Source organism: Bacillus sp. AFS041924 (assembly GCF_002577195.1).
Lineage (GTDB): Bacteria > Bacillota > Bacilli > Bacillales > Bacillaceae_G > Gottfriedia.
In genome coordinates this window covers 95,852-117,319 of record NZ_NULG01000038.1, presented here as the reverse complement: position 1 = coordinate 117,319, position 21,468 = coordinate 95,852, and the positions used below count along the sequence as shown (strand labels likewise).

Genomic DNA, 21,468 nt, shown 5'->3' with positions numbered 1-21,468 from the left:
AGTTCGTATTATAAGGTCAGCCAGTTAATATTTCTGGTTGACCATTTTTTATATGGTCTTATGATTAAGTAGTCGGGGTAGAACGAAGCATTAGTGGGGCTTAGACCCCGTCAACTAAACAGTTCACCCCCTACTTATAGAAACATGCTTTGGGCTGGTTGGGACAAAGAACCCGAATAACAAGCGAACCTATGACACTATAAGGGAGTATTAGGGGAACCGATAAATTTAATAGTTTTAGGAGGAGATAGTTTATGAATCCAGTAGTTGGTCTGGATGTCGCAAAAGGAGAAAGTCAAATACAAGCTTTTTTAGATAGAAAGACTCCTTTTAAAAAAAGTTTTAAAATTTCACATACAGTTGAAGGGTTTAAGCAGCTACATCAATTCTTACAGAGTATCGAAGAAAAAGCCAATTCAAAACCAGTATTAATAATGGAATCGACAGGACATTACCATTCTCCAGTTATGCAGTTCTTAGATAGCTTAAATTATATTTACATCGTTATTAATCCATTAATCTCTTATCGAGCTAAAAGTTCGAGTTTAAGAAAGGTTAAGACTGATGTCATTGATGCGTACCACCTCTGCGAGCTGTATTACAAAGAAGAGTTAGAGCCACATAAAAAACGTGGTGCACAGTTACTAAACCTGCGAAATTTAACCAGACAGCACGATCATTTAACAGGTATTAGTTCTCAGGCAAAACTACATTTTTTAGCGATTCTAGATCAAGTGTTTCCTGAATATCGAGGTGTATTTGGAGATTTGTATTCTAATGTTTCACTCTTAACTTTACTGGAGTTTCCTTCATCTGAAGCTGTGTTACAAGCAGGTGAAGATCAACTAGCTAAACGAATCGCATCTTTATGTACTAGTCGTTCTAAACAATGGGCAAACGAAAGAGCTAAGCTTTTAATGACTGCGGCTGAAAAAAATCCGTTTCAAGTAAATCTTTATAGAAGCCTTATTATTTCGCTTGAGATGCATATTAAAATGGTTCTTCAATACAAAGAACATCTATCCAATTTAAAAGCAGAGATAGATGTCCTCGTAAAAGAAATTGAAGAATATACTATCATCCAATCGATTCCAGGTATCGGAAAAAAAATCGCGGCAACGATTATCTCTGAAATTGGTGAAATTGATCGGTTTGATAATCCTAAAAAACTTGTGGCTTTCACTGGTGTTGACCCGAGTGTCTTTGAATCTGGTAAATTCACAGCCAGTAGAAACCGAATTACAAAACGTGGTTCTAGTCGATTGAGACATGCGTTATTCATGGCTGTTCGGTGTGCAATTCGTGATAATCGTAAGAGTAAGACAACAGACGAAATCATTCCACGAAATAAACGAATGCGACAATTTTATGATAAAAAGCGCGAAGAAGGAAAACCATTTAGAGTAACAGTTATTGCTTGTGTAAACAAACTATTACATTGGATTTATGCCCTGTTAAAAAGCAAAACCACTTTCCAAGATCTAGCTTAAAATCTGAACCACTTTCAATTACCATAATCTTCCAATTTCCGAATGAGTGGAAGATTATTTGGCATGTCAAAAATAGTATAACATGAGTCACAAAATTTTTTCATTGAAAATTATTGACAAACTATTAGCTGGTTTAGTTATATAACGATTTTAGAAAGTAAATATGGAAGTATGATAAGAATAACCACAAGAACACAAGTACTTATGATGCCGTTAATCTTTTTATTTGTAATAGATGGATTTATTTTTTTAAACATGAACATGAACACAGTTAACCCCGACGAAATAATCATAAAATAGATTACATTCTCGTATTGGAAATGAGAATGTAATTTATCTTTCATAAAACTTACAATTTCCACAAATATTGCAGTTACACCGAATACCATTAGTGAACCTAATTTCAAAATATCCCTCCACTTTTCATAATCAAAGAAGGTAAAAAATTTTTAATTAATTTAGTTAATTGGTTAAAATCCAAAAGTAGGAAATATCTAAAGTTTTCATGCTATCTAGAGTTATATAAACTAACCAAATGGTGATTACTGATTTTTTATCTATATTTCACCTCTTAATATTTTGAGAAAGTTGCAATTCTACTTCCTTCAAACTGATTAATTCTAATAAAACTCCTATTTTCATAATACGGTAAATTGACGTAATTCTAATTTTGCTAAAATACGTAAATTTTAACTTTTCTTCAATTAGTAATGTGATTCGTTATTTAACTAATCTGCCATTTACTTCAATAAAAAAAGAGCACCAATTAAGTACTCTTTGTATGCAACTATCGCACTGCGTTAGTTACATTTGTAGATTATTGCCTTTACGTCGCATAAACAACGCAATAATCAGTGCAACAATACTGTACAATAATGTTCCGAATGGATAGATTAAAGGGAAAAATATAAATCCTATTAGAGAGGGATAGCCATCTCCTTTTAAGATATCTGAATGATAGCTCAATTGTTTAAAGGAGTTATTTGTATTCGTAAAATTGATCACACCAACATCTAATGCATATTTACCACGGTGTTTATACGAAAATTTCTCTTCCGTTATCCGATTATCTTGGTGAATGGTGATGACTTTCCACTTACTATTACTCACTTCCTCGTTGTCACCTGTTAATCGTTGCACAATTTTGATTTCACTAGTTTTTGACTTAAGATCCTTTACAACGGCTACACCAACCCAATAAAAGTACCTTAATCCTCGATCGTAATTCGATAACCAAATCTTATTCGGATTCGTCACTTCTTGATGATTGATTAGGATGTGGAGCTTTACAATCTCTCCACCTTTTACATGTTCAGTTTTATCCCAATGAGTTCGAGGAGCGATTTTTCCAGTTCTTTCTTCTTTAAATGTGATAGTTTGATTGTTTAAAGTGAATTCAGGAACAAAATGATGGTCATGTTCGTTGTCCACATCTAATAGAGCATCTTCTATCTCATAACGGTTTACTAGCGTATGGTCAATCCATAGTTCACGAACAATATTAAACGCTGGTAAGATCGATAGCAGCATTAAAAGAACACCTGAAATGGCTAAAAATTTTCGATTCATCATTTTTTCTCCTCTTATAAAGTTAAACTCTTAATTATTATTATATGGTAAATTGACAGAAATCTAATTTTGAGAAAATACACCATTTCTAAAATTTCTTATTCAACTATTCTGCCATTATGTTGAATAAGATTAAGATCTTTCTCCCCATTTAGTAATCGCATAAAGTATTTCTTTTTGGTTCGGATCATGCTCTAAATATGCTTATTATAGAGTTTTTGGCATTCTTCATATTCCATCTTACCTTCAATAATTCTTTCCCATTCATCTATTGCTTCAGCACGTATATTGGTCATAAAAACTTCACCAAATAAATCTAGATATTTCCTTTTCACATTTCCCTTCTAAATTAGATTAATTCCACATAAAAGAGGTTTTGTCTTGTAAATTCATTTAAGCTAAAAATTTTATGTAGAAATTATTAATTTAAACTCCATAGTATATATCGTCAAAAATTATCATACATTGTCATTACACATAGTAGGGGGAATAATAATGGACTCAAATAATTTACGTAAATTAGAGTATGCAATAGATGAAATTACTGAAATTGCAAAAGGATTTGGGCTTGAATATTTTCCAATGAGGTATGAAATATGCCCATCTGATATTATTTACACGTTTGGTGCGTACGGAATGCCAACTAGATATTCACATTGGAACTTTGGAAAAAAATTCTATAAAATGAAGTTGCAGTATGATCTAGGATTAAGTAAGATTTATGAATTAGTGATTAACTCTAACCCATGTTATGCATTTTTACTTGATACCAATAGCCTGATTCAAAATAAATTGATAGTTGCCCATGTACTCGCTCATAGCGATTTCTTTAAAAATAATGTGCGATTTAGCAATACAAATCGAGATATGGTCGAAAGCATGGCTGCAACAGCTGAAAGAATTAAACAATATGAACAAAAATATGGAAAAAAGTTAGTAGAAGAATTTTTGAATGCAGTTATAGCTATCCAAGAACATATTGACCCTTCTATCGTAAGAAATAGATTATCGTGGCAGTTAGAAGATGAAATGATCATTCCTCTTCCTCGAGTAGGACCATATGATGATTTATGGAACTTGGATAATAAAAAAGAAAATATTACTCCTGTAAAACCTCGAAAAAAGAAATTCCCACCACAACCTGAAAAGGATCTTTTACTATTTATTCAACATTTTAGTCGCGAATTAGAAGAGTGGCAACGAGACATTTTAACAATGTTACGAGAGGAAATGTTATATTTTTGGCCACAGCTCGAAACAAAAATTATGAATGAAGGATGGGCTAGTCTTTGGCATCAACGTATTATGAGAGAGTTAGATTTAACATCAGGTGAATCAATTGAATATGCAAAATTAAATGCAAGTGTAGTACAGCCCTCAAAAACAAGTATAAACCCTTACTATTTTGGACTAAAAATGTTTGAGCATATTGAAGAAAGATATAACAATCCGTCTGAAGAAATGAAACAAAATGGGGTAAAAGTTGGTTCAGGAACTGAAAAAATTTTTGAAGTACGTGAGCTTGAATCAGATACTAGTTTTATTAGAAACTATTTATCAAAGGAATTTGTGATGAACAAAGACTTGTACTTGTTTAAAAAACAAGGAAAAGAATATAAGATTAATGATAAAAACTGGGTGAATGTACGTGATCAATTGGTAAATATGCGTACGAATGGAGGATATCCTTATATAACTGTAAATGATGGGGACTATCAAAAAAATGGTGAATTATATTTAAAGCATTCATTTGAAGAGACTGAATTAGACGTTAAATATCTAGAGAAAGTTTTGCCATATTTATACCAATTATGGGGAAGAAAGACTCATATCGAGACAAGAATGGATGGAAAAGCTGTATTATTTAGTTATGATGGAATTAATGTAAATCGTAAAAATTTGTAAACGCCTGTTTAGGCGTTTTTTTATTTTAGCTAATTCTTAAACGTTGTTTACTGCATAGTACATCGACTAGATCATGTTAGCAATGTGATATGGGTTCAAATTTTGATTAAACTTTAATAAGTAACATGAATCATACTTTAATTAATTAATTAATGATTTTAAATTTATAAAGGTATTTATTAATTCCTTGTTCGACTAATACATGCATTAGTTGGATAAGGAATGTGGAATTTTTTTATCTTAGAATATTGTCTAATCCTAATAAGAATACAAAAACTGCAAATATTACGTAATAATAAAAATAATCTTTCTTTTTCAATAAAAAATGTTCAATAGACCTCAATAATAATATTACTGAAACTATAACCATACCAATACCGTCATAAAAATCATTTCTATTTGTATTTGTTGTAAAAATATAAATAAGGATACCTAGAATAGGTATACAAAGTAAGTAATCAAATAGGGCTTTTGAGTCAGCCTCCTTTTTCCACTCCAATTTCTAAAATCATTATTTTACTTATCATAATCCCTTTCGAAATTAACTCGCATAAATCATTTGTCGTTAGATTAAACTCTTTCCTTTTTTAACTCTTTTTACTATTAAGTTAAAGATTCCCCTCCTCTTTAGTAGCATAAAACTATTTGTCTAAATTTTTCGGTTCACTTTAAATGTGCTTTATTTCCACACTGTCATATATTTTTTTCGATATTTTGGATCCTTTTCTGCTTCAATCAACGCTAAAGCCTTTTGCTTAATCTCTTCATTCTTAACTGCATCATACAGATTTCTCATGCATTGAATGATATCGTAACGAATCAGTGTATGGTTTTTTTCTTCCTGACAATTTAAAAATCGATTTACTAGGTGTTCTATCACGATTGCTCTTTGCTCTGGACCAGCTAAACCTACTCTCCATATTGACTGTAAAGTATGTCTTGCCGTAACAAATTTCGGATCATATGTAACGTGCCAAATCGCAGGAAAATCATTTAGCATTCTCTTCTCTGGATCACTAATTGCTAAATTTGAAAGAAATTGTGCAGCTCTTGATCTTTGGTGATTCCCCCTATTTGTTAGCTCCAATTTTAATCGATCCCATACTTCATATGCCCAATCCACTTTCTCTTTTGTAGCGGAAATAATATAGTTAAAAGCTTCGTATTGCAAATTCTTGTCTTTTGATTCTAAGTCTTCAAAATAAGTTTGTACTTTCGGATCCATGTCTCGTACCTCTTAGAAAATAGTAAATAATTCTTATCTCTTGATAGATATCATTCCCTAGCACTTTTCTAGCTATGAAAAAAAATTATCTATCATTCAATTTTTTCCGTATTTTATCAAAGCTTGCGTACCAAATTTGGACTTACTGGGTATTTTGTAAGCGAGTTACATCGTCTGATTTAGAGTATTTTAGTTTAATTAAACGTTTGTTTAATTTTGTATGGAGGAGCGATTCCGTCACAACGATCGCTCATTTTTATGTGTTTAATATTAAAAATTTGATCTTGAAATTGAGATTTTAAAAAAATGAACGAAATTCGATTCTCATTCGTATAAGAATTAAGGAGTGATGTTTATGAAAACTATTTTATTTGAAGAAAATCAATTAGTTATTACACTTTCTGGATTTGAATTAGTACTAGGATTAAAACATAAAATCGAAGTGCCCTATCGTGAAATCAAGGACGTTTCAATAGAGGATGTCCATCAATTTCTATGGAAAATATACGGTACACATGTAGGCGCAAGTAAATATGGATATTTTAAAAAAGACGGTGTAAATTATTTTATGGCTACAAGTACCCACAATGGTAATTTAGTTTTAACTTTAAACAATCACAAGTACGATAAAATCATTTTAGAAGTGGATCATGTTGAGGATGTCTTACAGCAAATACAAAATAAATTACGTACTCACATTTAATCATTTTAATAAGACTGTCTTTAATGGACATTCTTTATTTATTTTTCGGATTTGAATGGTATCTTGTAAAAAGCTACTCACTTTTATGCATTTATAAATGAATAATTTCAAAACGATGATCAAATTCTCTTAAGTACTCTACGACTAATTTGCGGTGACAGTGGTGTGGTTTTTCTTCGCTACATAAGAAGCATGGAACGCCATTACTTGTAAATTCGTTGATTTTTGTTTCGATTTTACGATTTTGCATTAAGTTCAAAAAGTCTTTTTCGAAGTCATTCCATGTGATTTCTTTTTTCTTAATTGCTTTAAGTAATTCTTCTGTTGGTGCTAAGTCTGTGTCATGGGTGTATTGAATATTTAATAGGGTCATTACAAATTGAAGGTCATCTTTTTTTGCGTATCCTGCTAGTTGTGATGTGTTATGTAGTCTAGTATCAATTAGATGTGTGACGTTATTTTGTTGGAGCATTGATGAAAAGGTTCTTAAAGATTTTTTTGAGAAACCGATTGTTGTTATGTTCATTTTTATTAACTACTCCTTTTAATATCTGAATATGAAACCAGTTTTTGTTGCTATAAAAAGTAGGTTCGTTGATTTCCACTACAGGATTCTCGTCTCCCCTTTTTATCCTCAGTTGAAGTTAAATGACCAATATAACTATAATGTAAAAATACACCGCCAGACAAATAAATAGTCCCAGTATTAATCTCGAAAAAGTAATTGATAAAGCTCTACAAACTAATAACCAGATTGGCTAGAACATCCTTATTTTGCTTGTAATAGCTTATGAATTGAAAGAGAAGGCTTTAATAATAAGTCACATTATGACCAAATTGAAAAATTGGCAAACGAATAATAGAAAAAGAAATTAAGAAAACCGGGCAACAATCGCCCGGTCCTTTTATGTTTAGAAAACCTTAAATTAAGACTTCACCACTTCAACTGAAACTTCTTCAAATGGCCAAGATGGAAGCATTTTTCTTAAAACTTTATCTTCTCTATAACCTAGATCGTATTCAGCCTGCATAATCGTGTGGATTTCTCTAGTTCCTTCGTAAATTACAGGTGCTTTTGAGTTTCTTAAGTAGCGCTCTACTGGGAATTCGTTTGAGAATCCGTATGCACCATGAATTTGAACTGCATCGTTTGCTGCTTCGTTTGCAGCATTACATGAAATCCATTTTGCTAGTGAAGTTTCTCTTGTGTTACGTTTACCATTATTTTTTAACCAGCCTGCTTTGTATACTAATAGCCTTGAGATTTCTAGATTTGATGACATTTTTGCGATCATTTGCTGTACTAGTTGATGCTTTCCGATTTCTTTGCCGAATGTTTTTCGTTCGTGGCAGTATTTTACACTTGCTTCAAGTGATGCTTGAATTAGTCCACAAGCACCAGCTGCTACTGTAAATCTACCGTTATCTAGTGCTGACATTGCAATTTTAAATCCTTCACCTTCAAAGCCTAATCTGTTTTCAGCAGGTACTCTTACATCATCTAAAAATACTTCGCCTGTATTTCCTGCTCTAATACCCATTTTTCCTTTGATTGCTTTTGTGGAAACGCCTTCAAATGTACGTTCTACAATAAAACAAGATATACCGTGATGCTTTAGGTCATGGTTTGTTTTAGCAAAAATTAAGAAATGGTCCGCTACATCACATAATGAGATCCATGTTTTAGATCCATTTAGAATATAGCTATCGCCATCTTTTACAGCAGTAGTTGTCATTGCAACTACATCCGAACCGGCATTAGGTTCAGTTAATCCAAATGCTCCTATTTTTTTCCCTTGAGCTTGAGGCACTAAATATTTTTTCTTTTGTTCTTCTGTACCCCATTGTAGCAATGTCATACTATTTAACCCTGTATGAACAGAAACAGCAGTTCGGAATGCCGTATCTCCACGTTCTAATTCCTCACATACAATCGCTAATGTATTATAATCCATACCTACTCCACCGTATTGTTCTGGAATACATACACCCATTAATTGTAAATCAGCTAGTCGCTTTAAAATATTTGCTTCAAAGTGTCCTTTTTCATCCCATTCTTTCATAAAAGGGATAATTTCTCTGTCTACAATTGACCTGACTACTTTCCTTACGCTGATTTGTTCTTCTGATAATGAAAAATCCATTCTTATTTCCTCCTCAAATTGTTTTATTTAATTTCATTTCTTCTATTTCAATTCGGGAATAACCTAGCTTGCTCATTATTTCATCAGTATGTTCGCCATGTAGAGGCGGGTGTCTTACTACTTCAACTGGTGTTTTTGATAATTTTAATGGTGATCCGACTAATTTTAGGTCCTTTATAAATGGATGATTTACACCCAACACCATCTCTCTTGATTTAGCTTGTTCAGACTGGAGAGCTTCACTTACATTATTAATTGGTCCATTCGGGATTCCAACTTGGTCTAATAATGCCTTCCACTCATTTTTAGTTTTTGTTTTTAGCTTATTTTGAATTAATTGCTCTATTTGTTTTCGATGCTGTAAACGACTAGTGTTTGTCTTATATGTATCATCTAACAAAATTGGTTCATCAATTAGTAAAGCAAATCTTTTAAACTGCGCATCGTTACCAACTGCTATGACTAATTCACCGTCACTCGCGGTAAAGACTTGGTATGGCACAATATTTGGATGTTGGTTTCCCATTCGTTCAGGTACAATTCCACTGCATAAATAATTACTAGCTACATTTACTAAAGCAGCTAGTTGGGAGTCAAACAATGAAATATCGATTTCCTGACCTTCTCCTGTACGACTTCGGTGTTGCAGTGAAGCAAGAATCCCAATACATGTAAATAGACCAGTTAAAACATCTGAAATGGCTACACCTACTTTTGTTGGCTCCGCTTCTTTCTCACCTGTAATACTCATTAAACCGGACATTGCTTGAATAATATAATCATATCCTGGTAGATATGAATTCGGTCCTTCACTGCCAAATCCACTAATGGATGCTAATATGATGTCTTCTTTTATTTTTTTCAAATCTTCATAGCCAAAGCCTAGCTTCGACAATGTTCCAGGTTTGAAATTTTGTACGACTACATCAGCCTCTGAAATTAACTTTTTTAAAATTTCTTTACCTTGCTCATTTTTTAAGTTCAAAGTAATGCCTTGCTTATTACGGTTTGCGCATAAATAATAAGCGCTTTCGCCTTCTACGAAAGGTGGTCCCCACCCCCTTGTTTCATCACCATTATTGATGCTTTCTACTTTTATGACCTCTGCCCCTAAATCCCCGAGGATCATCGTACAAAAGGGACCGGCTAGCACTCTTGTTAAATCAATGATTTTTACTCCATGTAATGCACCCGGCAATTTTCCCACCTCTATTAATCTAGTTAATAAGCCAGTAAACGTTCAAATACAATAGCCTGCATTGAATGTTTAACTGGCTTACAACTGCGCTTTGTATGAACAGTAGATTTATTAGATGTCTAACCCAATTGAAATATATTTAACTTCTAGGAATTCCTCGATTCCAAAATGGCCGCCTTCTCTTCCAAGACCACTCTCTTTATAACCGCCAAATGGAACTTGTACAGCTGAAGGTAGGGCATCATTTAGACCAATAATTCCATATTCAAGTGCTTCTGTAATGCGGAATGAACGACTTAAGTTCTCCGTATACACATATGCAGCTAGACCGTAATTTGAATTATTTGCTCTTTCGATTACCTCTTCTTCCGTTTTAAAAGTAGCAATCGGTGCAAGAGGACCAAAAATTTCTTCCTTCATACAGGCCATTTCATCTATAATTCCAGTTAAAATAGTTGGTGCATAATAATATCCATTTTCCTCGGAAGGTTTATTTCCACAAAATACTACCTTCCCACCATTTTTAGTAGCATCCTCGACTAATGTTTTTACCTTTTCTAAAGCTGAATGATCAATTAGTGGACCAACATCAATACCTTCTTCTAATCCATTACCAACTTTTAATTTTTCTAGTTCTTTTGTAAAAAGGTCCGTAAATTTTTCAGCTACACTTTCTTGTACATAAATACGATTTGTACATATACAAGTTTGCCCTGCATTGCGGAATTTAGATTGAACTAGACCAACTGCTGCTTTTGATAAATCAGCATCATCCATCACAATAAATGGCGCATTTCCACCAAGCTCTAGCGAAACTTTTTTGACATTCTCAGCTGCACCTCTCATTAGCGTTTTACCAACTTCAGTAGAACCAGTGAATGTAATTTTCGTTACTCTTGGATCTTTTAACCATGCGTCACCAATTTCTGTAGATTTACCAGTAACAACATTAATTACACCTTTTGGAATTCCCGCTTCATGAGCAAGCTCTGCTAGCTTTAATGCTGTTAAAGGTGTTTGTGTTGCTGGTTTAATAACAGTCGTACAACCAGCCGCAAGAGCAGGCGCAACTTTTCTAGTAATCATTGCTGCTGGAAAGTTCCACGGTGTAATTGCTGCAACAACTCCTACAGGTTCTTTTCTAACAAGAATTCGTTTATTAGGCTGTGATGCAGGGATCGTTTCCCCATATACACGTTTCCCTTCTTCTGCATACCAAGAAATAAAACCATTTGCATAAACAGTCTCACCTAATGCTTCTTTTAACGGTTTACCTTGTTCAATTGTCATTAATCTTGCAATTTCTTCTTTCTTTTCGTCAATAAGGCGATACCAATTCATTAATAAATGGTATCTTTCTTCTGCCGTCTTTTTTGACCAAGTCTTAAAGGCTTTATGTGCAGCATCAACAGCTAATTTTGCTTCGTATGTACCACCTGTTGGAATTGCACCTACGACCGCTCCAGTTGCAGGATTTGTAACTTTTGTATAGTATTCATGGTCAGTGCCAACCCATGTACCGTCTATATACATTGGGTAGACTTCATATTTTTCTTTAATTTGGCTCATGGGTTTACCTCCAATTGAAATTCTGGTACGAATACTGCTTCAATCGACTCTCTTAAAATATCTAGTCCTTCTTCAAGCTGTTCATCCGTAATCGTTAGTGGCATTAACAAACGAATCACGTTCCCAAAGATTCCTGCACTTAATATCATTAACCCTCTGTTATTTGCTTCTTTTACAATCTTTCCAACTGTAGTTTTATCCGGTGTTTTATCCTTTTTGTTTGTAACGATCTCCATTGCACACATTGCGCCAATTCCTCGAATATCACCGATTTGTTCAAACTGTTCTGCCCACCTGCGCATTTTCTCGTTAACTTTTTCACCAATGACAACAGCTCGATCATTTAATTCCTCTTCTTCAATGATATCGAGTACTGCCAGCGCTGCACGACATCCAAGCGGGCTACCTGAGTATGTGCCACCTAATTCTCCGCTATCAGAAGCTTCCATTATTTCTTTTCTTCCGATTACTCCACTAATGGGTACTCCTGCACCCATTGATTTTGAAATTGTAATTAAATCAGGTTCGATACCAAAGTGTTCGATTGCAAAGTACTTACCTGTTCTAGCGAATCCTGTTTGAATTTCATCTGCCACAAACAATATTCCATATTGCGTACAAATTTCTCTAACTCTTTTAACAAAATCAATATCTGGAACAATAAAGCCACCCTCACCTTGAATTGGTTCCATTACAACAGCAGCGATTGTTTCCGGTGCAACCTCTGCAATTAGAAACTGTTCAAATTGTTCAATGATGAATTGACTATATTCTTTTTCAGTCATTTGATCCGGACGACGATATACGTATGGATAAGGTGCTTTATACACTTCAGGAGCAAATGGTCCAAATCCATATTTGTAAGGCTTAACTTTACTAGTCATTGTCATCGTCATTAAAGTACGACCATGGAATCCTCTAGTAAACGAAATGATGCCTTGACGTTTTGTATATTTCCTAGCAATTTTCACTGCGTTTTCAACTGCTTCTGCACCACTATTGAAAAATGCTACTTGTTTATCGAAATCTCCAGGAGAAAGCTCAGCCAGTCTTTCTGCAAGATGAATATAAGAATCATACATCATGACGTTAAAGCCTGTATGAATATAATCACCGGCTTGTCCTTGTAAAGCTCTCACTACTCGAGGATGTGAATGCCCAACATTTAACGTGCCAATTGCACCTGCAAAGTCAATAAATGTATTGCCATCAATATCCTCAACAAGCGCACCCTTTGCCTTTTTTACGAATGCTTCACTATTATTACTAATTGCTTTTGGAACCACTTTATTTCTTCGAGAAAGCAACTCTTGTGATTTCGGTCCTGGAATTGAGGTTTGAATTTTAACAAATTTTCGATCTGCCATTATTACACCATCCTATCTATAACGATTTTTTCTATCGGTAGACGAATGTCCAAAAATCTTATTTTAGACTGATTGAAAACGCTTGACTTCCTAGGCGCGAAGTCTAATGAGCACCGCTATCAGACGAAGCAACGAAGAAAGCGAGCGTTTTGCGGGCAGTCTGAACTTGACATACTTTTTAAATTAAGCTTGAATAGTAGCTAAAATTTCTTTAAATGAACTTACTACCGTATCAACCTCTTCATAGCTAATTTTTAATGAAGGCTCGATACGAATTGTTTTTGAGTTGATTAATGTACCAGCAACTAAGATACCTTTATCGAACATACCTTTAGAAACTTCATAACCAATTTCATCTTGATGGAACTCGATTCCGATCATTAAACCTTGACCACGAATTTCTAAAACTTTATCTTCATGCCCTTTTGCAGCTTCTTTTAATTTTTCTAAGAAATAAGCTCCGACTACTTCTGCTCTTTCAGGTAATTTTTCTTCAAGTAGTACGCTGATTGTAGCAATAGCAGCAGCACACGCTAATGGATTTCCACCAAATGTTGTTGTATGCATAAATGGATTTGGGAACCAGCTTTTAAATACTTCTTCTTTTGCAACAACCGCACCAGCTGGCATAACTCCACCACCAAATGCTTTTGCAAGACAGATAATGTCTGGTACTACTTCATATAATTCAGCAGCAAACATTTTACCTGTACGGCCCATACCTGTTTGTACTTCATCAAAAATTAATAGAGCACCGTACTCATCACATAACTCACGAACTTCTTTTAAATAGTTTGGAGGAGGAAGAATAATTCCACCTTCACCTTGAATTGGCTCAAGGATTACTGCTGCAACATCTTCACCTACTAAAGAACATGTTTCAAATGTTTTTCTCATCATGTCAATGTCTCCAAATGGAACATGACGGAATCCAGGAATTAGCGGTAAAAACGGTTTACGGAACATGCCTTTTGCAGTACCTGATAAAGAACCTAAGCTTTTTCCATGGAATGCACGTGTAGTTGAAATGAACGTACTGCGTTCACTATACATTTTTGCAAGTTTTAATGCTGCTTCTACACTTTCAGTACCACTATTTGTAAAGAACGAGTATTTTAAATCACCTGGTGTAATTTCTGCTAAAATTTTAGCAAGCATTGCACGTAATGGATCTAATAAATCCTGGCTATGAAGTGCCTGTCTTTTTAACTGATCTGTAACAGCTTTAATAACTTTTGGATGACGGTGTCCAACATTATAAATTCCAAATCCGCCTAAACAGTCAATATACTCTTTTCCATTTACGTCTTTAAAGCATGATCCGCTATCCGACCACTCAACAGAAGCAAATTGACCGCCTTCGGTAACTGTTTTACGGTAAGCAAGGAAACCTGGGTTTACATGCTCTCTAAAGCCATCAACTGTTTCCTTCGTGATCCATGCTGCGTCTTCTTCTGTGACAGTCTCTTTTTCTATTAAACTTAAAACCTTATTAATGTACTCGGTTACATTTTTTTCTTCAGTTTTTAATTCGTTTTTTAAATTGATACTCATTTTTTCCACTCCTATAGTCGTTTTTAGTTATTGTTTTTAGTTAAATTTTGACCTACTTTATTCTGCAAACCAGCCAATTGGTTCAACTTGTAAATTAATATTAATTTGCTTAATCTCTTGGAACTCTTCTAATCCGAATGTACCTAGGCTACGTCCTACACCACTTTGTTTGTAACCACCCCAAGGCGCTTCATTATAAGTTGGATGGTAGGCATTAATCCACGTAATCCCCGAACGTAGCTTTTTAATGACTCTTAAAGCTTTCGCTCCATCTTTACTAAACACTGCACCCGCTAAACCATATACAGTTCCGTTTGCAAGCTTTAATGCTTCTTCTTCAGACTTAAATTTTTGAATACATACTACTGGTCCAAAAATTTCTTCTTGAACGATGCGCATATTTTGTTCTACATCCACAAATACAGTTGGTTCAACGAAGTATCCTTTTTCTAATCCATCTCTCTCGATACGATTTCCGCCACAAGCAATTCTAGCGCCTTCTTCTTTACCAATTTGTATATAGCTTAAAACCTTTTCTAAATGCTCTTTACTAACTAGTGGTCCCATTTCATTTTCAGCTACATTTCCAGGACCTACTTTAATTTTTTTAGCACGCTCTACAAATCGCTCAACGAAACGATCATAAATCGATTCTTCAACTAAAATCCTTGAACCAGATGAACAAACTTGACCCGAACCTGCATAAATTCCAAATAGAGCATAATCTACTGCCGTTTCAAAATCTGCATCAGCAAAAATGATATTTGGAGATTTACCACCAAGCTCAAGAGATACTTTTTTCATCGTATCAGCTGCTGTTTTCATAATATGTTTACCAGTTTTTGTTCCACCCGTGAATGAAACCATATCTACATCAGGGTTCGCAGCAATTTCATTTCCAACTATTGGGCCAGCACCCATCACCATGTTAGCAACACCGTGTGGAAGACCAACCTCTTCAAAAATCTCAAATAATTTTTTAGGAGTAACTGGGGTTACTTCTGATGGTTTGAAAACGATCGAATTTCCTGCAGCTAATGCTGGAGCAATTTTCCAAACACTCATTAATAATGGGTAGTTCCAAGGAACAATTAATCCACATACTCCGACCGGTTCACGAACAACCATTGCCTGCATGGGATCTGCTACATGATAAGTAAACCCATCTGGCTTTGTAATTAATCCTGCATAATAACGGAAACATGCTGCTGCATCGGCCACATCAAAACCTGCTTCACGATTTGTTTTTCCATTATCTAATGTCTCAAGCTTAGTTAATTCCTCTTGGTACTCTTCTATTTTGTCAGCAATTTTAAATAAGTAAGTTGCTCTCTCTTGAGCAGATAAATCCGACCATCTTCCATCATTGAATGCTTTACGAGCAACATCAATTGCTTCTTTCGCATCTTCAATCGTTCCTTCTGGAGCATATGCAATGATTTCTCCAGTTGCTGGGTTAATCACAGGGCGTTTCTCATGATTGCTAGAATCTTTCCATTCACCATTAATAAACATCTTTAAATCAATTGTTTTAAATTGAACATCGACCATTAGATATAAACCCTCCTTAATTTCTTAACAATTTAATAGTTTGCAAGAACTGTGCCAACTTTTAAAAACCTAATTCGCAAGCTTTTAACTGAATACTCTGTACAAATATTATTCATTTTTGCATAACACTATTACTATTTGCATAATCTTTGAAACTCGCAAAAACTTGGAAGCTATAAAACGTTTTAAAAACTATTATTGTAAAACGACATATTAAGAAAATTTAGTGCATAGGCTAGAACACCATGAAAGGAGGAAATTGTATGTTACTTGCTGGAACTTGTATTGCAGTGGGACTCATCATTGTATTCATGGCATCTAGTATCTCGAGAGATCAAGTTAGTATGACTGATGTAATTGATAGTTATGTTGAAAATATAGGGGAATTAGATAAATAAAAAAAACGCACTAGGTGCGTTTTTTTATTAGAGTGTTGAAATATAAAGCAGTCAATAGTTAAATCCTACACTAGTCGAAACATTAGACGATAAAGTTATAATTTATTAATGATGTTATCTTGATGGTTTTAATGACCATTTTTTTGAAATACTATATTACCAATAACCTACAGTATTCTAGTTAATTTCTTTTATTTTTTCAGATTTTAAAATATTCAAGATGTTAAAAGTTAGAAGGCAACGGTCAAATTAAAGTTTATTAGATCGAGATTGGCATTCATACGGGGAGAAATTTAATAATACTTTTCTCTAATTTAAGGGTATTAATAAAGTACTTTATCGTATGCTTTTTTTCTTGAAGAGGTTGTTTGGAACGAAAGGGTGCTCGACTCCTATGGGAAATGCGGGAAGCCTAAAGACCCCGCAGGCGCGCTAAAGGAGGCTCAGGTCTCGCCCCATGGAAGCGGGCAACCTGTAGTGGAAATCAACTTTATACAGCTTCCTTTAAATTGAAAAATATTTTTATTTAATTGACAAGTTCTTTTTTCAACAACATGTAAAAAAACGCACTAGGTGCGTTTTTTATTTAAATGACATAAAATCACTATTCATATTCTTTTCATTCATTATTTTTTGATATTTACGACTAACAGAAGACTGACTAATTCCTAAAACCTGTGCAGCTTTTGTAGTCGTTTTATATTGCTTCATTGCAAGCACGATGAGTTGCTCCTCAACATAATCAATTGCTTCTTGAAGAGGAATGACTTTATTAATAACAGGTTTTGATTTATTAAAATCATAGCTATTTGGTAAAAATTGATTAACATCCTCTGCATTAATGATTTGATCCTCAGCTGAAACAACTAATCTTTCAATAATATTTTGAAGCTCTCTGACGTTTCCTGGCCATGAGTAAAATTCTAATACATTAATTGCATCTGGAGTAAGATGGAAACTCTTATTATATTTTTCATTTAATTGCTGTAAGAAAGAAAAAGATAATAACGAAATATCTTCAATTCTTTCTCTTAATGGTGGAATATTTAATGGAATCACATTTAGACGATAATATAAATCCTCTCTAAATGTACGTTCTTCAACCATTTTTTCTAATCTTTTATTAGTCGCTGCAATAATTTGAACATTAACCTTAATTGGCTTTGTGCTTCCAACTGGGATAACTTCTTGCTCTTGAAGTACTCTAAGTAATTTAACTTGTAAATGTAATGGCATTTCACCAATTTCATCTAAAAATAAAACACCTTCATCTGCTTGCTTAAAGTAACCATCTTTATTTTGATCCGCTCCTGTAAATGCTCCTTTAAGATAACCAAAAAGTTCACTTTCCAAAAGATTTTCAGGTATCGCACCGCAGTTTAACTTTAGAAATGGTTTTGAAGAACGATTTCCCAACTGATGAATAGCCTGTGCAATTACTTCTTTCCCTACTCCTGACTCTCCATGTAGTAATACAGTTGAAGAAAAATCAGCAATTTTTTTTGCTTGATTTATAATTTGCTCCATTTTTGGGCTACAGTAAATCAGTTTTTTAACAAAACGATCTTTGCTTTTAATGTCTTCAAGTTCTTTTTTATATTGCTCAGATATCTTCTTCATTTCCTTTAACTCAGTTTTAAGGCGCGAAGTTTCAGTAATATCTCTAGAAGCAATAATAATACGTTCAATTTCTCCTTTTTCACCAAAGACTGGGTTTCCTACAGCAAGTACTTTACGTCCGTTTATCGCTTCCTGAACAATTGAAACTTTTTTCTTTTTTTCTAAAACTAATTTTGTTACCGACGGCGTAAAGAGTCCTTGATTTTCAAACTCTAAAATACTTTTTCCAAGTAATTCCTTTAAATCTACATTCCAAAATCCAGGAATGATATTCTCGCTGTAACGAATTAACTCTCCCTTATGGTTAACTACAAGTATTTCATCGTAAATACTAGATAAAATAGCATTCAAATCTTTGTTTAAGTCTTTAACATATTCAATTTCAGATGCCATTTCTTCCACCATCGGAAGATCTTGTACAACTATAACAACCCCTTCAATTTCGTTATCTACGAAAATTGGGCTATAATCAACAAGAATTCCCACATCATCATTTATTTGAATCTGATTAAGAATTGTTTTACCTGTAGAAAATACATTATCAATTTGTTCACCACTAAAAATAATTTCTGCTTTTGTATTAATTACCTTTTCTGATGTTGATTTAATCATTTTTAACCCAGCATCATTGCAATTAATAATCACTTTATTTTTATCTACTACAAACGTCCCCATCGGTATCGATGTTAAAATACTTTTTAATAAATCTACACTTTTACTATCTTGTTTGAATAGCTCGGCCAATATATCTTCTCGAAGTATGTAACCTATTGGCATGTCTTGATCTTCTTTTACAATCGAGATTGGTTCACCAATAATTTGAAATAGATCTGTTAATGAAACTTGCCCACTAATACTACAGACACTATGAATTGATTGAGCTGAACTAGTAATCTTTGAAATTGCTATATTTTTCTTTTTATCATTACCTTGAATAATATTATTGAATTGAACATAACCAAAAATCTGTTTTTGCTTACGTAAGAATAAAAAGGGTTCATTTATTTTGGATAAATCGATTTCATCATTTTCCTTAAATTGATCAATATCTATTGTGATGACTGGTCTTATCTGTTTCTCATTTATTGATAACATGTCTTTCCCCCCTTATGTCTAAACCATATACATTCTTATTTTAGCAGAATTTTAAAATTTATCACAAAAATCTAAAATTAGAAATTGCTAATCTAGTTAAATTTAAACAAAAAGAAAAGGCAGTCTCTTCAGTCTACTTGATGAGACGCCCTTTTTACATTCCCTAAGATAGAGAAAGTTTAATTCAACTCTACTTAATCGCTAGCTGAAACAAACAAATCCTCTTTAACATAAGCAAGAACCATTCCCGGAACTACTTTGTCTCCATCTGAGACTTCCAATGAAACAATTTCACCGCAAATTCCTTGGTGGATTACTTTCATCATTCCATCCGAAGTTTTTACATAAAATAACGGCTCCCATTCATAAATTCTTGAATCTTTTTGAATGGCTGTTTCTTCAACTGTTCCATAGTAGTCACAGACGATGACCCCATAATTCATTGAGCTCACTCCTTTTTGTGAAAATAAAGCCTCATATTATAACTCGCAAATGTGTTTTGATTGTAGAACCATACTAAAGAAAGTTTGTATTTCTGAGATATCCTCGTCAGCAATTCCTAGTTTTGGAGCCCAATAATGTTCAGAGTGAATATCCTCTAAACATAATAACGCCATTTTACTAGATTGAATGGATGTAACCATTGATTTTCCATAAAAGTGACTTGAAAATGCAATCGATAAATCATATCTATTATTTTGTGTTAATAAACAATAATGGTGTACAAGCTGACTTTCTGCTGATTCAGAAATAATATCAATCATCTGGATCTCTCCTTTAAGTTTAGTATTTTACCCAACCTCTCAATCGGCAAGCTTCAGCGATTTTACGAATTCCTTCGATATAAGCCGCTATCTTCATATTCACATCATATTTTTGTGAAGTTTTATAAACTTTTAAAAAGCTATCTGTCATTTTTTCTTTTAATCTCTCATCTACAGTACTCTCTGTCCAATAATAACCTTGCATATTCTGACACCATTCAAAATACGAAACGACCACTCCGCCTGAATTCGCTAAAATATCTGGAACTACTAAAATTTCTTTTTGATCAAGAATTTCTAAAGCTTCTTTCGTAGTCGGTCCATTTGCTGCTTCAACAACAATTTTACATTTCAATTTATCAGCATTACGGTTATTAATAACTCCGCTTATTGCAGCTGGTATTAAAACATCACATTCTTTTTCTAATAGCTCTTGATTAGAAATTGCATTTTTAAATAAGCTTGAAACAACTCCAAATGAATCTCTATTTTCTAAAAGATACGGTATGTCTAAACCTTCTGGATCGTAAACTCCACCAAGAACATCTGAAACTCCAACAACCTTTGCTCCAGCTTCGAATAAATATTGCGCTAAATAACTACCAACATTTCCAAACCCTTGAATAATAACCTTCATATTTTTTATTTCAATTTTCTTTAATTCACTAACTAACTCAAGCGCATAAAATACTCCTTTTGATGTAGCCGTTTCACGTCCTACTGACCCCCCTAAAGTAAGCGGCTTACCAGTAATAAAACTTGGAGAATCAAACTCTCTAATGTGGTCATATTCATCTAGCATCCAAGCCATTACTTGCGCATTTGTATACATATCAGGTGCTGGAATATCCTTTGTAGGTCCTACAATTTGGCTTACTGCTCTTACATAACCTCTACTTAATTTTTCTAGCTCGTTCATACTCAAAAGTCTTGGATCACAAACAACTCCACCTTTTGCTCCTCCATAAGGTAAATCAGTAATACTACATTTCAAACTCATCCAACCAGCCAATGCTTTTACTTCCTCTGGCGTTACATCAGGATGAAATCTGATTCCCCCTTTTGTAGGTCCTAGTGCATCATTATGTTGTGCTCGATATCCTTGAAATACTTTCGTCTCTCCATTATCCATTTGAACAGGAATACTAAATTCTAAAAATCTCATTGGTGTTTTAAGAAAATCAAATACTTGGCTCGGATAGTTCATTATCCCGATTGCTTCATTTAATGTTTCTCTAAACTCTTGAAGGGAATCATCTATTTCAATCTGCTCACTAATTTTTTCAGTTTGCTCTGCTTTTAAATTTGAACTCATT

The 21,468-nt window shown here is 33.8% G+C and carries 19 protein-coding genes; 4 read left to right on the top strand and 15 right to left on the bottom strand.

The window, feature by feature from the left end:
* Positions 1-254 precede the first annotated feature (254 nt).
* Positions 255-1,490, top strand: coding sequence for an IS110 family RNA-guided transposase (locus COC46_RS12510; RefSeq protein WP_098810047.1), 1,236 nt, complete (start codon positions 255-257; stop codon positions 1,488-1,490).
* 137 nt (positions 1,491-1,627) lie between these two features.
* Here COC46_RS12510 and COC46_RS12505 read toward each other — a convergent pair whose 3' ends face one another.
* The 3 genes from COC46_RS12505 to COC46_RS22195 form a co-directional block, all read right to left on the bottom strand.
* On the bottom strand, positions 1,628-1,897 hold the full coding sequence (locus COC46_RS12505; RefSeq protein WP_098810046.1) for a hypothetical protein: 270 nt from the start codon (positions 1,895-1,897) through the stop codon (positions 1,628-1,630).
* 397 nt (positions 1,898-2,294) lie between these two features.
* Complete coding sequence (locus COC46_RS12500; RefSeq protein WP_098810045.1) at positions 2,295-3,059, bottom strand: hypothetical protein; 765 nt, start codon at positions 3,057-3,059, stop codon at positions 2,295-2,297.
* 194 nt (positions 3,060-3,253) lie between these two features.
* Positions 3,254-3,394 carry a hypothetical protein gene (locus tag COC46_RS22195; protein WP_176545139.1) on the bottom strand — a complete coding sequence of 47 codons (141 nt, stop codon included), beginning with the start codon at positions 3,392-3,394 and terminating at the stop codon, positions 3,254-3,256.
* Positions 3,395-3,554: 160 nt separating this feature from the next.
* On the opposite strand from COC46_RS22195, the gene COC46_RS12495 reads away from it, so the two are divergent.
* The gene (locus tag COC46_RS12495) at positions 3,555-4,964 is read left to right on the top strand and encodes a SpoVR family protein (protein WP_098810044.1); all 1,410 of its coding nucleotides are present in this window, start codon (positions 3,555-3,557) and stop codon (positions 4,962-4,964) included.
* A 679-nt stretch (positions 4,965-5,643) separates the two neighbouring features.
* Here the strand turns inward: COC46_RS12495 and COC46_RS12490 are convergent.
* Positions 5,644-6,189: a hypothetical protein gene (locus COC46_RS12490; RefSeq protein WP_098810043.1), complete on the bottom strand. Its 546-nt coding sequence runs from the start codon at positions 6,187-6,189 to the stop codon at positions 5,644-5,646.
* Positions 6,190-6,544: 355 nt separating this feature from the next.
* Between COC46_RS12490 and COC46_RS12485 the strand changes: the two genes are divergently transcribed.
* Entirely contained in the window at positions 6,545-6,892 is a 348-nt protein-coding gene (locus tag COC46_RS12485) for a PH domain-containing protein (RefSeq protein ID WP_098810042.1), read from the top strand.
* Between the two features lie 91 nt (positions 6,893-6,983).
* Here the strand turns inward: COC46_RS12485 and COC46_RS12480 are convergent, their stop codons facing one another.
* The 7 genes from COC46_RS12480 to COC46_RS12450 form a co-directional block, all read right to left on the bottom strand.
* Complete coding sequence (locus COC46_RS12480; protein WP_098810041.1) at positions 6,984-7,418, bottom strand: DUF488 domain-containing protein; 435 nt, start codon at positions 7,416-7,418, stop codon at positions 6,984-6,986.
* A gap of 400 nt (positions 7,419-7,818) precedes the next feature.
* Positions 7,819-9,036 (bottom strand): acyl-CoA dehydrogenase family protein, encoded by a 1,218-nt coding sequence (locus tag COC46_RS12475; RefSeq protein ID WP_098810040.1) that lies wholly within the window; start codon positions 9,034-9,036, stop codon positions 7,819-7,821.
* Between the two features lie 13 nt (positions 9,037-9,049).
* On the bottom strand, positions 9,050-10,234 hold the full coding sequence (locus COC46_RS12470; protein WP_098810039.1) for a CaiB/BaiF CoA transferase family protein: 1,185 nt from the start codon (positions 10,232-10,234) through the stop codon (positions 9,050-9,052).
* Between the two features lie 111 nt (positions 10,235-10,345).
* Positions 10,346-11,767, bottom strand: a complete 1,422-nt coding sequence (locus tag COC46_RS12465; protein WP_098810051.1) for an NAD-dependent succinate-semialdehyde dehydrogenase — start codon at positions 11,765-11,767, stop codon at positions 10,346-10,348.
* Between the two features lie 32 nt (positions 11,768-11,799).
* Positions 11,800-13,170, bottom strand: a complete 1,371-nt coding sequence (gene gabT, locus COC46_RS12460; RefSeq protein WP_098810038.1) for a 4-aminobutyrate--2-oxoglutarate transaminase — start codon at positions 13,168-13,170, stop codon at positions 11,800-11,802.
* 183 nt (positions 13,171-13,353) lie between these two features.
* Positions 13,354-14,724, bottom strand: coding sequence for a putrescine aminotransferase (locus COC46_RS12455; protein ID WP_098810037.1), 1,371 nt, complete (start codon positions 14,722-14,724; stop codon positions 13,354-13,356).
* 57 nt (positions 14,725-14,781) lie between these two features.
* Complete coding sequence (locus COC46_RS12450; RefSeq protein WP_098810036.1) at positions 14,782-16,275, bottom strand: aldehyde dehydrogenase family protein; 1,494 nt, start codon at positions 16,273-16,275, stop codon at positions 14,782-14,784.
* Between the two features lie 263 nt (positions 16,276-16,538).
* On the opposite strand from COC46_RS12450, the gene COC46_RS22720 reads away from it, so the two are divergent.
* Entirely contained in the window at positions 16,539-16,673 is a 135-nt protein-coding gene (locus COC46_RS22720) for a hypothetical protein (RefSeq protein WP_255294892.1), read from the top strand.
* Positions 16,674-17,255: 582 nt separating this feature from the next.
* Here COC46_RS22720 and COC46_RS12445 read toward each other — a convergent pair.
* From COC46_RS12445 to COC46_RS12430, 4 genes are all read right to left on the bottom strand, one after another.
* Positions 17,256-19,388 (bottom strand): sigma 54-interacting transcriptional regulator, encoded by a 2,133-nt coding sequence (locus tag COC46_RS12445; protein ID WP_098810035.1) that lies wholly within the window; start codon positions 19,386-19,388, stop codon positions 17,256-17,258.
* A gap of 194 nt (positions 19,389-19,582) precedes the next feature.
* Positions 19,583-19,831, bottom strand: coding sequence for a biotin/lipoyl attachment domain-containing protein (locus COC46_RS12440; protein WP_098810034.1), 249 nt, complete (start codon positions 19,829-19,831; stop codon positions 19,583-19,585).
* Between the two features lie 36 nt (positions 19,832-19,867).
* Entirely contained in the window at positions 19,868-20,152 is a 285-nt protein-coding gene (locus tag COC46_RS12435) for an SAV0927 family protein (protein ID WP_098810033.1), read from the bottom strand.
* 19 nt (positions 20,153-20,171) lie between these two features.
* Complete coding sequence (locus tag COC46_RS12430) at positions 20,172-21,467, bottom strand: Glu/Leu/Phe/Val family dehydrogenase (RefSeq protein WP_098810032.1); 1,296 nt, start codon at positions 21,465-21,467, stop codon at positions 20,172-20,174.
* Position 21,468: the final 1 nt, after the last annotated feature.

Excerpts from the sequence above, each read along its gene's own strand:
- COC46_RS12510 (WP_098810047.1), top strand. The coding sequence starts at position 255 with ATGAATCCAGTAGTTGGTCTGGATGTCGCAAAAGGAGAAAGTCAAATA.
- COC46_RS12500 (WP_098810045.1), bottom strand. The coding sequence starts at position 3,059 with ATGAATCGAAAATTTTTAGCCATTTCAGGTGTTCTTTTAATGCTGCTA.
- COC46_RS12495 (WP_098810044.1), top strand. The coding sequence starts at position 3,555 with ATGGACTCAAATAATTTACGTAAATTAGAGTATGCAATAGATGAAATT.
- COC46_RS12490 (WP_098810043.1), bottom strand. The coding sequence starts at position 6,189 with ATGGATCCGAAAGTACAAACTTATTTTGAAGACTTAGAATCAAAAGAC.
- COC46_RS12485 (WP_098810042.1), top strand. The coding sequence starts at position 6,545 with ATGAAAACTATTTTATTTGAAGAAAATCAATTAGTTATTACACTTTCT.
- COC46_RS12480 (WP_098810041.1), bottom strand. The coding sequence starts at position 7,418 with ATGAACATAACAACAATCGGTTTCTCAAAAAAATCTTTAAGAACCTTT.
- COC46_RS12475 (WP_098810040.1), bottom strand. The coding sequence starts at position 9,036 with ATGGATTTTTCATTATCAGAAGAACAAATCAGCGTAAGGAAAGTAGTC.
- COC46_RS12465 (WP_098810051.1), bottom strand. The coding sequence starts at position 11,767 with ATGTATATAGACGGTACATGGGTTGGCACTGACCATGAATACTATACA.
- gabT (WP_098810038.1), bottom strand. The coding sequence starts at position 13,170 with ATGGCAGATCGAAAATTTGTTAAAATTCAAACCTCAATTCCAGGACCG.
- COC46_RS12455 (WP_098810037.1), bottom strand. The coding sequence starts at position 14,724 with ATGAGTATCAATTTAAAAAACGAATTAAAAACTGAAGAAAAAAATGTA.
- COC46_RS12450 (WP_098810036.1), bottom strand. The coding sequence starts at position 16,275 with ATGGTCGATGTTCAATTTAAAACAATTGATTTAAAGATGTTTATTAAT.
- COC46_RS22720 (WP_255294892.1), top strand. The coding sequence starts at position 16,539 with ATGTTACTTGCTGGAACTTGTATTGCAGTGGGACTCATCATTGTATTC.
- COC46_RS12445 (WP_098810035.1), bottom strand. The coding sequence starts at position 19,388 with ATGTTATCAATAAATGAGAAACAGATAAGACCAGTCATCACAATAGAT.
- COC46_RS12440 (WP_098810034.1), bottom strand. The coding sequence starts at position 19,831 with ATGAATTATGGGGTCATCGTCTGTGACTACTATGGAACAGTTGAAGAA.
- COC46_RS12435 (WP_098810033.1), bottom strand. The coding sequence starts at position 20,152 with ATGATTGATATTATTTCTGAATCAGCAGAAAGTCAGCTTGTACACCAT.
- COC46_RS12430 (WP_098810032.1), bottom strand. The coding sequence starts at position 21,467 with ATGAGTTCAAATTTAAAAGCAGAGCAAACTGAAAAAATTAGTGAGCAG.